The organism is Methanosarcina sp. WH1 (assembly GCF_000970005.1).
In the GTDB taxonomy this organism is placed as follows: Archaea; Halobacteriota; Methanosarcinia; order Methanosarcinales; family Methanosarcinaceae; genus Methanosarcina.
The window spans coordinates 2,047,871-2,063,060 of sequence record NZ_CP009504.1; the positions used below are offsets into that span (position 1 = coordinate 2,047,871).

Annotated in this window: 13 protein-coding genes; 7 read left to right on the forward strand and 6 right to left on the reverse strand. The window is 37.1% G+C overall.

Annotation, left to right across the window (positions count from 1 at the left end; all coding sequences use genetic code 11):
• Positions 1 to 156 precede the first annotated feature (156 nt).
• Both MSWH1_RS08960 and MSWH1_RS20080 read right to left on the reverse strand, forming a co-directional pair.
• A complete protein-coding gene (locus MSWH1_RS08960; RefSeq protein ID WP_048127880.1) occupies positions 157 to 2,775 on the reverse strand; it encodes a PAS domain-containing hybrid sensor histidine kinase/response regulator in 2,619 nt (872 codons plus the stop codon).
• Positions 2,735 to 3,052, reverse strand: coding sequence for a response regulator (locus MSWH1_RS20080; RefSeq protein ID WP_052723154.1), 318 nt, complete (start codon positions 3,050 to 3,052; stop codon positions 2,735 to 2,737). Before MSWH1_RS20080 ends, MSWH1_RS08960 begins: the two co-directional genes overlap by 41 nt.
• 842 nt (positions 3,053 to 3,894) lie before the next feature.
• Here MSWH1_RS20080 and MSWH1_RS19060 point away from each other — a divergent pair.
• The 7 genes from MSWH1_RS19060 (at position 3,895) to MSWH1_RS19075 (ending at position 8,577) form a co-directional block, all read left to right on the forward strand.
• Positions 3,895 to 4,281: a hypothetical protein gene (locus tag MSWH1_RS19060; protein ID WP_156148123.1), complete on the forward strand. Its 387-nt coding sequence runs from the start codon at positions 3,895 to 3,897 to the stop codon at positions 4,279 to 4,281.
• A gap of 622 nt (positions 4,282 to 4,903) precedes the next feature.
• Positions 4,904 to 5,290 (forward strand): response regulator, encoded by a 387-nt coding sequence (locus MSWH1_RS08970; RefSeq protein ID WP_048127882.1) that lies wholly within the window; start codon positions 4,904 to 4,906, stop codon positions 5,288 to 5,290.
• A 254-nt stretch (positions 5,291 to 5,544) separates the two neighbouring features.
• A complete protein-coding gene (gene tnpA, locus MSWH1_RS08975) occupies positions 5,545 to 5,952 on the forward strand; it encodes an IS200/IS605 family transposase (RefSeq protein ID WP_231591699.1) in 408 nt (135 codons plus the stop codon).
• 56 nt (positions 5,953 to 6,008) lie between these two features.
• Entirely contained in the window at positions 6,009 to 6,146 is a 138-nt protein-coding gene (locus MSWH1_RS19065) for a transposase (protein WP_231585724.1), read from the forward strand.
• Positions 6,147 to 6,430: 284 nt separating this feature from the next.
• Positions 6,431 to 7,843, forward strand: a complete 1,413-nt coding sequence (locus tag MSWH1_RS08980) for a tetratricopeptide repeat protein (protein ID WP_255350517.1) — start codon at positions 6,431 to 6,433, stop codon at positions 7,841 to 7,843.
• 301 nt (positions 7,844 to 8,144) lie between these two features.
• A complete protein-coding gene (locus tag MSWH1_RS19070; protein ID WP_156148124.1) occupies positions 8,145 to 8,282 on the forward strand; it encodes a hypothetical protein in 138 nt (45 codons plus the stop codon).
• Positions 8,283 to 8,406: 124 nt separating this feature from the next.
• Positions 8,407 to 8,577, forward strand: a complete 171-nt coding sequence (locus MSWH1_RS19075) for a hypothetical protein (RefSeq protein ID WP_156148125.1) — start codon at positions 8,407 to 8,409, stop codon at positions 8,575 to 8,577.
• A 318-nt stretch (positions 8,578 to 8,895) separates the two neighbouring features.
• Here the strand turns inward: MSWH1_RS19075 and MSWH1_RS08990 are convergent, their stop codons facing one another.
• The 4 genes from MSWH1_RS08990 to MSWH1_RS09005 form a co-directional block, all read right to left on the reverse strand.
• Positions 8,896 to 9,321, reverse strand: a complete 426-nt coding sequence (locus MSWH1_RS08990) for a UbiA prenyltransferase family protein (RefSeq protein ID WP_231585675.1) — start codon at positions 9,319 to 9,321, stop codon at positions 8,896 to 8,898.
• Positions 9,322 to 9,362: 41 nt separating this feature from the next.
• Positions 9,363 to 9,758 carry a hypothetical protein gene (locus MSWH1_RS08995; RefSeq protein ID WP_156148126.1) on the reverse strand — a complete coding sequence of 132 codons (396 nt, stop codon included), beginning with the start codon at positions 9,756 to 9,758 and terminating at the stop codon, positions 9,363 to 9,365.
• A 729-nt stretch (positions 9,759 to 10,487) separates the two neighbouring features.
• On the reverse strand, positions 10,488 to 10,829 hold the full coding sequence (locus MSWH1_RS09000) for a hydrolase (RefSeq protein ID WP_231591701.1): 342 nt from the start codon (positions 10,827 to 10,829) through the stop codon (positions 10,488 to 10,490).
• Positions 10,830 to 11,094: 265 nt separating this feature from the next.
• The gene (locus MSWH1_RS09005) at positions 11,095 to 15,174 is read right to left on the reverse strand and encodes a hypothetical protein (RefSeq protein WP_048127889.1); all 4,080 of its coding nucleotides are present in this window, start codon (positions 15,172 to 15,174) and stop codon (positions 11,095 to 11,097) included.
• Positions 15,175 to 15,190: the final 16 nt, after the last annotated feature.

Sequence of the window (15,190 nt, forward strand, 5' to 3'; positions counted from 1 at the left end):
ATACCTGTGAGGGAATTACAAAGATATATTTGTGGACACAAGCGGCTGGTACCATGAGTGAAATGAAAAGAAAAAAACGGCGTCTGGTAAAAAGATATCAGGCCTTTTTTCAGGCCCTTAACTTTAAGAATTTTATTTATTATTTTTCTCAGAAAATCATTCTTCAGATTCGCAGAAACTATGGTCTTCCTGAGGCGCCGAAAAGATACATGTCCCACAACTCTCTTCCCTCGATTCAAGGCTCCTGATTAACTGCAAAAGCGTTTGTTCATTTAAATCCTCTTTTTGCATGACAAACGAAACGTTGCTGTTTAACATCTTCGTTTCCTGCGTGTTCAGGTCTTTTGCGGTGCATAAGATTATCGGGATGTCCACAGTCTCAGGGTTTTTCTTGAGAGTCCTTATAACCTCAAAACCCGACACTTCAGGCATCATCAGATCCAGAATAATAGCATCCGGATGTTCGTTTGATGCCTTTTCAATTGCCTCCCTTCCTCCATATGCTTGGCTGATAATGTAATCTTCCTCTTTAATCAGGGAAACCATAAGTTCAACAGCCTCCTGGTCATTCGCGATCAGAATTTTTGGCGACTCTTTTTTCAGTTTCTCATTTAACCGATCCAGAGTTGAAAGCAGGATTGACTTTTCAACCGGCTTGACAAGATAGTCAAATGCACCCCAGAGCATATTACATTCACTCCGGTCATCTATTGGGAAGACAAGTACGGGAATTCCGGCAGTCTGGCTGTCTGTTTTCAGGTTTTTAAGCACTTCCCACCTATTCATTTCAGGCAGCATGAGTTCCAGAGTGATTGCAAAAGGTTTTAGCTTCCGGGCAAGGAATAGAGCCTGCTTCCCACTGGCAGCCTGGGCTACCCTGTAGCCGGCTTCCTTTAACGTAAATATGAGAAGTTCCCCGGACAACTTATCGTCTTCAACAACCACCACAAGCGGTTCGGAACCGTCTGACCCTTCAGACTCAAAAATATCAGGGAAATTATGTTCTCTGGTGTTTTCAACCTGACCTTCGGTTTCAGGTATTTTCATATTTTCCCCGGCTTTCAGGATTTCTACAGGCACTTCAAAAGTAAAGGTTGACCCCTTCCCGGGTTCGCTCTTAACCCATATACTGCCCCCGTGCATCTCTACGAATTTTTTGGATAGAACAAGACCAAGTCCGGTACCTTCGTATTTACGGCTAAGGGTAGAATCAATCTGTTTGAAGGGCTTGAAAAGATGTTTGATCTCATCTTTCGAAATCCCTATGCCTGTATCGGATACAGTAACCCGGATCCCGTTTTCGGATCTAGCCCCCACGACTTCAACTGAGCCGCCTTCAGGAGTGAACTTTATTGCATTGCTTACAAGATTGTACATAATCTGCTTGAAGCGAGTCCTATCCGCATAGATAAAGAAACCTGATTCCACATTGAAATTCATTGAAATATTTTTCTTCAGGGCGAGAGGGGAGCTTATATTCCTGGTATCGGCAAAAACATCATAAAGGGAGAAAAAGTCAAGCTCAAGATCCATTTTCCCAGCTTCTATCTTAGAAAGGTCCAGGATACTGTTTATGAGCGAGAGAAGATGTTTTCCACTGTTTGAGATATTTCCAAGAAACTTTCTATTAAGTTCGTCAAACTCACCTGTTGTCCCACCAAGCATGAGGTCCGAAAAACCGATTATGGAAGTAAGGGGAGTACGTAATTCATGGCTCATGGTCGCAAGGAATTCACTCATTGCGCGGTTTGCCCCTTCGGCTGCAAATTTTGCCTGCAAAAGTTCTTCTTCAGCCTTTATACGTTCAGAGAGGTCAATGAAACTTTCAATAAAATAACCTTTTCCTCCTATTGAAACAGGCACAACATTTCTGAGGATTGGTATAGGATCTCCTCTGGCTTTTAAAAGTAAACTCTCAGAGAGGTCTCCAGTCTGGTTCAGCGAAAGGGCAGTATCTCTTTCTTCTCCGGCCTGGCAGATTAACTGGCTGCAGACCATTCCTATGAGTTCCTTTTCGGAATAACCCGTAGTTTTCAGTGCAACAGGATTCGCATCCACGATTTTTCTGGAGGAAGCTTCGATCAGCAGGATACCACAAAGTGTATTGTCAAGGACGGTTTTGAGCCTTTCCCGATTATCCTGCTCCCACCGTTCTGCATTTTTCATGCTGGTAATATCCTGGGCTACAATCTGAATAATATTATTTTTTCTGTCGGTAAGGAACAGGTTAACTTCGATATCAATAATTTCCCCTTCAAGTTTCTGGTACCTCATTTCAAAATGAGAAGAATCCTGCTTGAAGGTTTCCCTAAGTGCCTGTTGAAGCTCAGGAAGGTACTCGGAAGGAATAAAGGACATCAGAGAAGCATTAAGTGGGCGCTTCTGCCCGAAACCGAAAATTTCACAACCTTTTATATTGATGTCCAGAACTTTTTTTCCATCCGAAATAATAACAGCATCATTGGACTGTTCAAACAAAGCCCTGTACATCATATTTTTTTCCCTGAGGCCGCCTTCTGCTTCCCTGTAAAGTGTGATGGTACTTTCAAGTTCCATCCATCTTCTGAGAGAAAATATTCCCAATCCAAAAGAGGTATACACCGAAAGAATGAGCAGGAGCCCCATATCATCACGACTATAATTTTCAACAAACAATACAACAGATTCAAAAAGATTATAGTTAGAAGCTGCCAGTGTAAATATAAAACCCAGGCCCAGAATAACCATGAGTTCGTTAGACCTTTTTATGAACGGCGACTTTGAAATATTTTCCATTCCTCATCCCCCTTAAAGGACCAGAACCTGTGTAGATCCCCCACAATACCTGGCATCCACTTGTGCACATATATAATATTGATTTGAAGCTGTCGATGTCATTGGGCTTTGAGATATATCTGCTGCACCCTGCGTTTAAGAACCTTGCTTCTATAGTAATTTTGAGTGCTTCAAACCAATCCCCGAGTTCTCTACTCACATAACCAAAAGTAGTAAGAAGGAACCCTATAAGTCCTATAATTGCAGGACTATCCTCAACTACAAGAACACATTTCATTTCCATGACCTCTCAATCTTTATATATTAAGAGACCTGGCAAAATACAGATGCTTCTCTGGAAAAGTTATCATTTCCCCAGCCTCTGGACTGATATATTAAAAAAATATACCTACCAGCCCATCTAAAGAAATATAAGACCGTGTAAAGAAATATATATATTTGTAAACCAGAGTTAGAAGCAAAGAGTATCTTTGGCAGACTCGATCAGACAATTGCATCAGGTACTCTGTCATTTTCCCCAATTTGAAAAACTTACCAGACAGTAAGTTAAATATCCAATTCGTTTTCCCCAGATATGATATAATTTATTAAATTATAAGAGTTAAACAGTAATTGTACTACATACATATAAAAATTTTGTTTATTGCCAAGAAAAAGCCGGATCAGCAGGTAAATGGAACTGATTTTCTTAAAAAAATGAGTTATGTTTTCCAGAAAACAGGAGAATAGCCGGAAAATGATCAAAGAATAATTGGAGAATAGTCGGAGAGTAATCGGAGAGCAACTGGAGAGTAACCGGAGAATGACCGGAGAATAACCGGAGAGTGACCGGAGAATGACCGGAGAATGACCAGAGAATAACCAGAAAATAACCAGAAAATAACCAGAGAATAACCGAAAAATAACCGGAGAGTAACCGGAGAGTGACCGTAGAATAACCAGAAAATAACCAGGGAAAAACTCTTCAGCTAAATGCAGAAGACCGTGTATATCTGAATAAAGGAAAAAAGAACTTTTAGCGTTCGAAACTTTTATACTTATTATTTTCCTCTTATATTTTCCTATAATTCCCCTTCGTAACCGGCCAAAAACTCTGCATACACAGGATAATGGTCCGAAATGAAGTCCGTTTCTTCAGGCGTCAGTGTATGCCAGGTTATACCTGAATACCCCTGCATTTACTGCAAAATGGGTCTACATGTTGTCTGTAAATATAACCCGGTCATAGGTGCAGTCCGTCTTTCCGGTTGTTGTATCCGTGCTGTTGTCTATCAGCCAGTAATATTCTTCACCGCTCATGGAACTTGCTTTCTCTTCATCAAAATAAGAGCCGTCAGCGTTCAAATCGCCCATGATTATGAAGTCGTCCTCATTCGGGCAGGCTTCCCTTACATAGTCAACGACTGCGGGCAGGGAATTGATTTCTTCGGTGGCTTCTTCAGGGTCGGTATGGACACAAGTGTAAAGCCAAAAGTTTCGTCCAGGTCCTCAAAGGATGCAATGTAGGGCTCCCTGTGAAAGGGATCCGTACCCTTGGTTTGGAATATGTTAAAGGTTCACCTACCAGTTTTACTTTTGTAGTGTCATACAGATAGGCATATTGTTCCTTACTCGAAGTCCTGCCAAGCCTTTCACTAACTACAAAAGAATAGCTATCTCACTGTTTATAACCTCGACCAGCTCAGAAAGGGCAGTCTGCGAACTATCCCAAATTTTCTGAACGGCAACAACATCATAAGTGTAAATTGTTTCGGCAAGAATATTCATGGCCTCAGGATTCGAAGCCCTTTTAACTCCAAATAACTGGATATTGAAAATTCCGACCTTTACAATCTCACCGGAATAATTAACTGAAGATATCGCAGGAGCACTGCGCGAGTCTCACGCAGGTCAGATTCATTCTTATGGTTTATCTCTCCCTTATCAGAGGATCCTCACTTGAAAATGAATAAATATAGAACCCTATACTAATTTTGAAATTTTTAATCTGAACATACTTTTTGCTTTGAGACAATATTTCATATAAGTAATTTAAAATAAATGTGAGAAAGTATTAAATTTCACAATTAGTTATAAGTTTTTGAATATTATCTCAAAAACTGAGTTTTAATCACAAGGAGAACCCTCCATGAAAGTATTGATTGTAGATGACGACCCCTCATTTTTAGAACTATCAAAGACATTTTTAGAAGTTTTCCACAATATACCCTCCGATACTGTGGATTCTGCCAGAGAAGCTCTCAAGATGTTAGAGAAAGACTCCTATGATGTAATAGTTTCGGACTATGATATGCCTGTTATGAATGGTCTCACGCTCCTAAAGACTATCCGTGATAATAAAATCGACATTCCTTTCATTCTATTTACAGGGGTCGGAGAAGAACTTATGTACCAGGCAATGCAAAATGGTGCAAATTCTTTCATTCTGAAAACGAGTGACCCGAAAACTCAGTATTCAGAGTTATCAAAACGAATCTCGCAGGTTGCAAATAGCAACAGGGCACAAAATTCATAATATGTAAATATTATCATAATAATCATCTATATTCATGGCTGGTGTTTGACTTCCAGTTGTATATCAGGCTTTCCAATTTTTTTTACTTTTTTTAATTATAAGGCAGGAAGTCCCCTTCCTCGGAGCATAAGCGACAGGTGGGAGATGAAAGCCGTCAACTTCTACAAAACAACAGTAGCATAATTATTTACACTTATAGTTACATCTATATAATAATAACTATGAAGTGTAAACTGGATTGTAGGAGCCATTCTGTGTATTCACTCCATTATCATTTCGTTCAGTGTGTGAAATATAGGAGAAAAGCTCTAACGAACCCTTTAGTTGTTGATTTTCTAAAAACTAAAATCCATAACATAAGTGAAACATTCGATGTTGAAGTGCTGAATATAGAGTGTGACAAAGACCATTTTCACTTGTTATTTTCAGCAAAACCTTCGCTTGATATTTCAAAATATATCAACACCATCAAGACAATAACTTCAAGGGAGATTCGTAAAAACTTCCCTGAAGTAAAAACTATGTTATGGAAAGATACGTTCTGGTCAAGATCGTATTTTATCGCATTGATAGGGCAAGTAACCTTAGATATACTGAAGCAATATGTGGAAAACCAGGGCAAATATGCATCTGACGAAGAATATAAAGATCAACCCAACTGAAGAAAAGACACGACATGCCTCTTTGGGAAAGAATTATGAATCTTTGGGAAAGAATTATGAAATGTGATTGCGGAAACGTTATTGATAGAGATAGAAATAGTGCTATCAACATCATGAAGCGATTCTTATCACAAAGTGCTTTGTTGACAGGCTATCAGAGATTTTCTGATAATCTTCGACAAACAGGATTATAGATGGATACTTGCATCACTGCAAATATCCAGTTGACGTAACCACTCGAAGGAAGCTCCGTCCTCGCTTTCATCAGAAAGTAGGGCGGGGTAGTTCACTGAGTTTAATATATCTTGTAGTACCCTAATATAGGATCAGCCTGGAATATTTACAACTAGAAACTCAACTAAAGATTTTAATAATTCTATTTTTCATTCAGGAGGAGGAAGTTACGGTTAATCTCAAGAAAGATTCGGGTAAAGAGGAACTTTCTACTGAAAGCGTTCCCAATGAAAAAGAAAAAAGAATAGAGGAAAAGGAAGAAGAAAAAAAGAAGGAAAAGGAAAAGGAAAAGGGGAAAAAAGGAGAAAACCACGCGGTTCTGTTTGAAAGATACAGGCAGAGGTTAAGAGATCTGGATTCTGAACTGGTCACACCGGAAGATGAGATCGTCTTAAAAGAAGCCTTCAGGCACGCAAAAGAGGTTTTAGAGCCTGAAGAACTGATAAGCTGGTATATAAATTCAGCCGAGCCGTTCTACAGGTCTGCAACCTGGGAAGTACTTTTACCCATGTATAAAGAACTGCTTGATACTGCGGAAAGAGAACTGGGACCAGAAGATCCTGGAACTGCAGCTGTGTTGAATGGGCTTGCAGGGATTTACCGGTATATGGGAAAGCATGAAGAAGCCCTGGAGTTATTTTCAAGAGCCCTAAACATCCGGGAAAAAGTATCAGGTCCGGAGCAGCCTGAGACCGGAGACACGCTGGGTGAACTTGGAATTCTCTACTATGTCATGGACAGGCAGAAAGAAGCCCTTTTGTATTATAGCCGGGCTCTTGAAATCCAGGAAAAGTTTCTGAGCCCGGAGAATCCTGGAGCTGTAAGAACACTTAACAGGATGGCTTTTTTATATAAAGGAATGGAAAGGCCGGAAAAAGCGGAAGAACTTTTCATCCGTGCCCTCGGACTGCTTGAAAAACTAGCGGAAAAGGAGCCTGAGAATAAAAAAGTCCTGGCTTATACTGCCGGCACTCTGAACAATCTTGGCGTCCTTCTCTCGGAAATGGGTAAACTTGAGGAAGCCGAGGAAAGATACGGGCAGGCTCTAAAACTTCAGGAGAATGTATATGGAAAGGAGCATCCCCAGATAGCCCAGACCTTAAACAACCTTGCCCTGCTTTATTTCCAGACAACAAGGTATGAAAAAGCCCTTATTCTCTATACGCGTTCTCTTGAGATAATGGAAACTCTGGGAAAAACCGAACATGCCGGCTTTGCCACGACCCTGAACAACCTTGCAGGCGTCTACGTACAGAAAGGCCGCCACGAAAAAGCCCTTGAATTTTACACGCGAGCCCTCGAAACCCGTGAACGCATTCTTGGTCCGGACAATTCAGAAGTTGCAAAGACTTTAAACAATCTTGGCGAACTGCACAGAATCCTGGGCCAGCACAAAAAAGCCCTTCCCCTCTACACACGAGCCCTCAAGATTTATGAAAATACACTCGGCCCCACCCACCCCGATGTCGGAACAACTCTGAACAACCTTGCAGGCCTTCATGAAAGCATGGAGGAATACGAAACCGCAATCGACCTCTACGAAAAAGCTCTTGACATAATCGAAAAAGAATACGGTCCCGACCACCCATATTTCAAGATCACAAGAAATAACTTACTGGGCCTGTACGAAAAAATGGAGAGGAGCTGGCGGAAATAAGGATTATTTTTAACATATAAATAATAACGGTTCGGATGAAATACGGTCTTTAATCCGGGACCTATATTTAATGTTTTTACCTCAACTATTTTTTCAGAGTATAACAACCGGCACACCAGTACCTTAAAACTTATTTTTTATTTCTTTTATTTTACGGAAAAACTGAACTGTGTGTGACAGATTTATTTTAAAAATATATACTAAATGATAAATTAATAAAGTTATATGCGTGTCCAGTTTTCTCTTTTAATTACTAGATCGTATTCACACCATTTCTATGTAATTAATTGGAGTAGATCAGATGAATAAGAATAAAAGATCAAAACTTATCGTTTTGGTTTTAATGATCCTGTTTTTTGGGATAGTGTTTATTCCGGCGGCAAATGCCACTTCAGAAAAATCTGCAAATGAGAAGGAAGGGAAGAGACCGAAATCGTGACCCAGGAATCTAAAGTGTTTACCCTGAAGACGAAACTTATATTTGGTGGACTGCTGCTTCTTCACCTGTTGTAACTTATCCCCAATGGACGTACTCAAAGATTACATCTCCCTTCAAAATTTATGTGAAAGTCGAAGACCCTATAAACCTTCTCTGGGAAGATAAAGGTCTGAATAATATTAAGAAAGTAATCCTGACTCAAAAATGGGTTGATAACCCTGTAGAAGACACTCATTCTCTTTCGTATTCCGATGGAAGCTGGGTTGCCGGGACGGAGTGGCTGACAGCAAAATAAGTGCTATAGTGATTACTATAATGCCTAATTACTATAATGCCTAATTACTATAATGCCTAATTACTATAATGCCTAATTACTATAATGCCTAATTACTATAATGCCTATAATAACGAAAATGCAAAATATTTCTGAGAATTTTAAAAAGTAGTACATTTCAAGTAAGAAACTTAAACAATACTCTTTAATCGATGTGAAAAAAATTCAGAATATATGAGAAAAAAGGATAACGGTTTCCGGATTAAATTCAGGAAGCCGACCAATCCATAAAGCTTTGCTATGCCCCAGAAAGAAATTAAAGACCATCAGGGACCAGGGTTAATTCGCAAAAAGCAGTACGAAAGGAACCATCACTACATAAGTGCCATCCAGGAGGGTATACTGTAAAAACAAATGCCCTTTCCTGTAAGGTTCATGAACGAGGTATTCGATGAGAAAGATAAAATAAGGCAGTGAAATAAGCAATCCCAGACAGGAGGGAGGAAAAGCCCTAAGGAAAAATCCCGCAAGTGTGAGAATTGCTACTATCCCGTTGATGAAATGGAGAAAATATTTCGTTTTTTGAATGCCTAAAACAAGAGGAAAAGTATCCACACCATTAATACGGTCTGCTTCAAGGTCTTTCATGTCATAGATGATCGTATTCATCGCTTCATTAAGAATGGTACGTAAATAGAGAAGTACCATAGCTATAAAATTAGTTGTCTGAAAATAGAGCCCGGTATAAAGGACAACAAAACCCAATCCAATCCCCACCATCAGACTCTTTATACCTAGATAATCCTTTAAACGTCGACCCCTTTTTTGAATATGATTTTCTTAAGGTTGGTTGTATAAAGGGCGAAATAAAAGATTGTTAAAACAATTAAAAGCCCCAGTTCAAACTTAGCATAAAAAGCAAGGAATATCCCGAGTAACGTCATGCTTACAGAAAAGACCAGCAAAAACGGTTTGCAAGCAGTTACTGTGGAAGAAATAACATTGTCAACTGCTGCATCTTTATCACCTTCGATTAACCTGTTCACTGTATACAGGCCTGATGTGATTGAAAACCAGACCAGTGCCGGGTGTAATGAAACCGGTTCGGACAGCAAAATGTTCGTAACCAGTGCCAGGCCAGCCATAGAAAGGCCGACAATTATTCCCGAAGAAAAGACTAAAGCTAGAAATCTATTCATCATTTTCACCTTTCAAACTTTTGTTCTTGTTTATAAAAATCCTGACAAATTTAGATTAAAATTCAATTTTTTTTGTCATCCATACTTTTCTTGCTGATCCCAGAACCCAAAATTACTTTTTTGAATCACGGATTCAGAATAATCAACCAAGTTTCCGATCACGAAAAATGTTTCTGATCACGGAAAATATTTCTGAAACTTCATTGATTTGAGAATAAAGCTGGTTTTGAGATCAGTTTTATAATAACACGAAAAGTAAATCAAAACCAGAGAATCAAAAATTCTCTGCTTTTGATGTAACTATTCAGCCCGGACCAAACAACATCAATAACAACCTTTATAAGGATACAACAGGCAAACCTGAAGAAATTAATTTTAATTGATTATTGGTTATTAATTGCGTTTTTTAACAAAGAATAGTGAAGTGTTCATGTGTAGAGTTATTAAAAGTAAAAATGTAAATGAAAAGCACAGAAAAAAAATGTAAAAATATACAGGAAAATATGCTGAAAATGTTACTCCCCTCCGGTCCTAATTTTTGGGAGTACGTGGTCCTTTTCACTACGTTCAAAAGGACTAAACGACAAGCTGTGGTTACGAAATCTGTATTGAGTATTTTTTTTCCGTGCCTTTTTTTCAAAATTAAGATATTTAAAACCAGGGATAGGTACAGAAGTTCGTATTATGACTCTATTTTTATTTTAAACTTCGGCAACAATAACAACGTAATTTTTACCATATTTCAAAATCCCCTTCATACACTTTGGTCAAGAACTTCCCGCTCATGGTTATGTTTTCAGCCCCATCCACTTCTCGATCAACAGCCAGATAAAGATCCATATTACTTTCTGAGGTATGGTCCGACAAACAGAGCCAGTCAGGTGTTTCCGCGCCAGCCCTGGCGACTTTTTCGTTCATCCTCATTATTACCTCCCCAAAGTTTAGAGGCATGTAATGCTGCGTGGTAACTGAATCCTTGATGAACCTTTTATTGTTCCATTCAAAGACTTTTCCATCCCAGGGGGCGGGGTCAAATCGAGGGCAACATTCCGAAGTTTCGGTTTCACTGGTCATGGCTATTCTCCCTGTTAGAGAATAACTTTTTGGGTTATTTTAGGTTTTTGGTTTTTGGTGTTTTTGGGTGGAAGGCATTTTTCTACAGGTAATTACTCATGAGGATTCATATCTAAAAGACAGGCGTCAACCCTTGTTTTATCGTAGTCCGTCTTGCAACAACCTAATGTAAAATATATGATAATCGGATAAACTGAAGTAACTCCCATCAAACTATAAGTGAAGAAGTTTCAATAAATAAAGACATTCAAGTATCTATTAGAAACTAATCGTTTGATATTACTATTGGAGTGAATTCTTTTTTTACTTCTTCTGAATGCATATCAGGTAAATCTTTGATGTGGTCACCCATTAAGGGTGAATATTCCTCAATCAACTTTTTATTCACAAGTAGTAGATGTTTGATTTCCTCTGTATCCTCTAATTCTCTTATTTTCTTCATAATTTCAAAAAATTTGGTCGCTCTTTCTTTCTCAATAAACTCCTTTAATATATTCCCTTTTGCTCTCCTTTTTGCACAATCATATATGTCGTCATCTTCAAAAATATATATATAGTTCTCTTTTATTGGAGATTGAGCCATCTGGTTATCCCTTGCAGAATTGAAATCCATATTAACAGATGCCAAGATGATGCATTGATCTTTTGTTTTATTTTCAACTTTCTCTTTATTTTCAACTTTCTCTTTATATGAAGACTTGTCCAGTGTGGAAATCACTCCTGAACACCCACCTATGAGTTTACCTTCATGACCTTTCTCAGGAAAGATTCCATTTGCCATGACATAAACTATGTTTCCTAAAGTCGGATTATTGATGTCAGATTCCAGCTTTTCATAGAATCGTTGGGGATTCGGATTTGTTTGTGGAATAAAAATTAGATTGCAAGCCTCTTTAAAGCGCCATCGAAGCTTATCATTCAAACATTCATAACAGATAAGTATCCCGAAGGTCATTTTTTCTAATTCAAATATGAAACTCAGGTTCCCATATGTCATCCCCTTTTCTTTGAAAAGTGCTCTTTCAACTTTTGCAGGAAGCATTTTCTCTACATGGAGAATTTTTGAATCAGGTATCACGATAGGGCAAATGTTTTTAAAAATATCATCTTCTTTGAATTCATATTGAAACAATTCATTGTGTCGTTTTAACTCTGCTTTAGTAATGTAATGCGTACCTGCAATGACATTAATTCCTGTTTTGTTTGAAAATTTTTGAATTTCATGAAGGTATTCAAAAGGTATCGAGAATTCTGGAAAAACAATAAAATCTACTTCGTAGTTACTCAGAGTTTCCAGAATAAGTAACACTTTTTTATGATATTTTTCATCGTTATTAACCTCAATAATACGATTTTTTTGAGTAACCTTATATTTTAACTGTACAACTGCAATATTCAAGTAAGGGTGCCTTACAAATATCTCATTCCTGCAATTTCGTTTCAAGATATAGACTTTGTTGTTATCACTAACTGACTCACGATATTCTCTATCTTCGGATCCTTGTCTGTCATCATAAGTCAAAACAGTAATACATTCCTTTTTTTTTTGAGGATAATGTTTGATACTTACTAATGATTCAGATATTTTTCTTCTGAATATGATATTATCTCCTGATTTGACAACCAATTTATCTTTTATTTCCTCATGATTTTTGATTTCTATCTTGAGCTCCCAATCATTGTAAGATACACCAAAATTCAATGGTTCCTTGAAAGGTTCAGATAATTTATAATAAATATATTTGAGGAGCTTATTCAATTCATTATTGTTAAAATTTGTAATCAACTGATCTAATTTTTTCAGTGATTCCTCTATGAGTTTGTCGTTATGACTATTAACCAGTATTGATAATTCATTAAATATATATTTCAAATCATCATCTATATCTGGTGGAAGTGCCTCGATAAATTTAAAAAAGTTTTCCTTGTATTCATCAATGTGTTCCTTACCAAAAGTTCCTTTTTCGGAAAGAATATCCTCAAGTTTAAGAAATCCTTTGTATGGAAGATACCATACTTTTGTTTCCTCGTCTATATCTTTTATAGATTCTAAAAATTCAATGCCATTTTTGATTAAATCAATATCTGGAGGATCTGAATTGACTGCCTCATTTATCAGTCTTTTTCCCTGAAAGATCTGTTTTTTTCTTTGGAAAATTTGTATCACAGATGAGGATAATTCTTCGAGTTCTTCATCTTTTATTTCTTTTTCAATTCCTTCCATTTTTTTGATAGCTTCATCACATCTTTTGGCACATGACTTATAGAATTCGGCACTTGGCTCGTAGTCTTTTTGTGGTTCAATGTTAAGCAAAGAAAAATTTCTCTGTGAACGTATTTTGATATTTAGAACAAATCTTATTTTCGCCTCAAAATCATACTTGAGGAGAAAATCTTGACATTTTTCGCAATTTCGAATAGCTTCTTCAAAAAAAATCATTTTCTGATGAGTATCTTCTTCATCCTCTGCACAATCAAAATAAAATTGGATTATATTCTGCATGTCATCTAATACAAGTGATTGATAACTTTTATTATCAGGGCACTTCTCAAGAAAATGCTGGTGGATCTTTAGTGCACATTCATATCTATCCGTTGCTTCTTCAATTAAGTTCAACTCATACAACAAATGTCCCAAATTAAAAAAGACAGAGCCGGCAATTGATAGATAATATTCATTCTCAGGATACATTTTTATTAAGTATTCATAAACCGCAAGTGCTTTCTCATACATTTTCTGTGCTTTGTCAATAGAACCTGATTCATATAATAAATGGCCATAGTTAGAATAAGAAGAACCAATGAGAACGAAGTTATCTTCGTTTTCGGGTTGATTTTTAAGTAAATTTTCGATGAGTGGAATCTCTCGTTCATAAATTTCTTTTGCTTCGTCTACTAAATTCATGTTCATAAGAATAAGCTCAAACTCATCAAGAGTTCCAATCATCTCTGATTCAAAAATAGAATTCTCAGGATTTGCTTCCAGTTGATCTTCGCAAAGTTTAAGTTTCAGGTTCATTATATCATAAAGAACCATCTGTGAGTCTAAATATTGGGCACTTTTTTTAGCACCCTCGATAAAACAAAATCCCTCTTCGTAATTTTTTTCCTCAATTGCAACTTTTGCAGAACATAACAGTTTCTTAATTTTGTACTCGATAATTTCATCTAAATCTTGAGGTTTGTAAAAAGGAAATGCTCTTTTGTTAAATTTGAAAAGTGGTTCCAACAGTATGGAAAACTTTTGTTGAGGCGTACCAGCGGTGGTAGAAACAAACACTTTATTCATGTTAGAAGGTATTTTCTCGATCTCACTATGGTAAGTTGTTAACATTTCGATGTAATCGGAGGGATTCTTAGATATTTTATTTATGATTATGCTTTGTTCATCAATTCCGTATTTGTTGATCAGAATCTTTTTAACAATATATGTAATGTATATCGTATCCTTTGGGTGAGGTACTATCTGCTTTGTGCCAAAGAGTATAATATCAAAGAGTATAATATTTTCCAGATCTAATTGTGCTTTTATTTTTTTTATTACTGGGTCCAAAAGAGTCAGTTCAAGATCCTCGAATTCTTCGTTTTCACACATCTTTTTACTTATCTGGAATACGTCTTTATCATTAATATCAAATAAGGGAGCACCCTTCATCCCAAGATCCCGAACTCCAATGTTCGCGATCAAAACCGCAGATTTATTTTTTCTTCCATCTAATGAGAGGCAAAAAACATCCTTTTCAGATAATATGTTTTTTTTTCGTGACTTAATATAATTCCCGATATCATATTCAACAGGTATATTTTTTCCATCTGGCTTATAAATCATTAAACTCTTTTCACTAAATCTGCTCAATGTTTCAATAATAACTGCAGCATTTTGCTGGGGAGTACCTCCAGTCACCGAAACAAACACTTGATCCGTTCTATCTGCAAGTTTTTTGAGTTCATTCTTATATAGTGCAGCAACTTCGATGTAATCAGCAGGATTTTTTTTGATTTTTTTGATTTTTATTTTATCTTTGGCAATGAAATGACGATCACATATTATTTTTTTGACAATATGCGTAATGAAAATAGTGTCTTTAGTGTGTTGTTTGTTGCTTGAATTTTGCTTAGTGCCGAAAAGAATAATTTCTTGAAGAGTGAATTCGGCTTTAATTTTATCTATTACTGGCCCCAAAAGAAGAAGTTCTAAATCATCAAATTTCTTTGATCTCAACAACTCTTTACTTTCATCGTAGACATTTCTCTGAAAAGAAGAATTTCCCGGAAGAAATAGAGGATTCCCCTTTTTGCCAAGATCTCGAACACCGATGTTTGCGATCAGAATTGCCTCTTGCATTATTCACCCCTCAAAT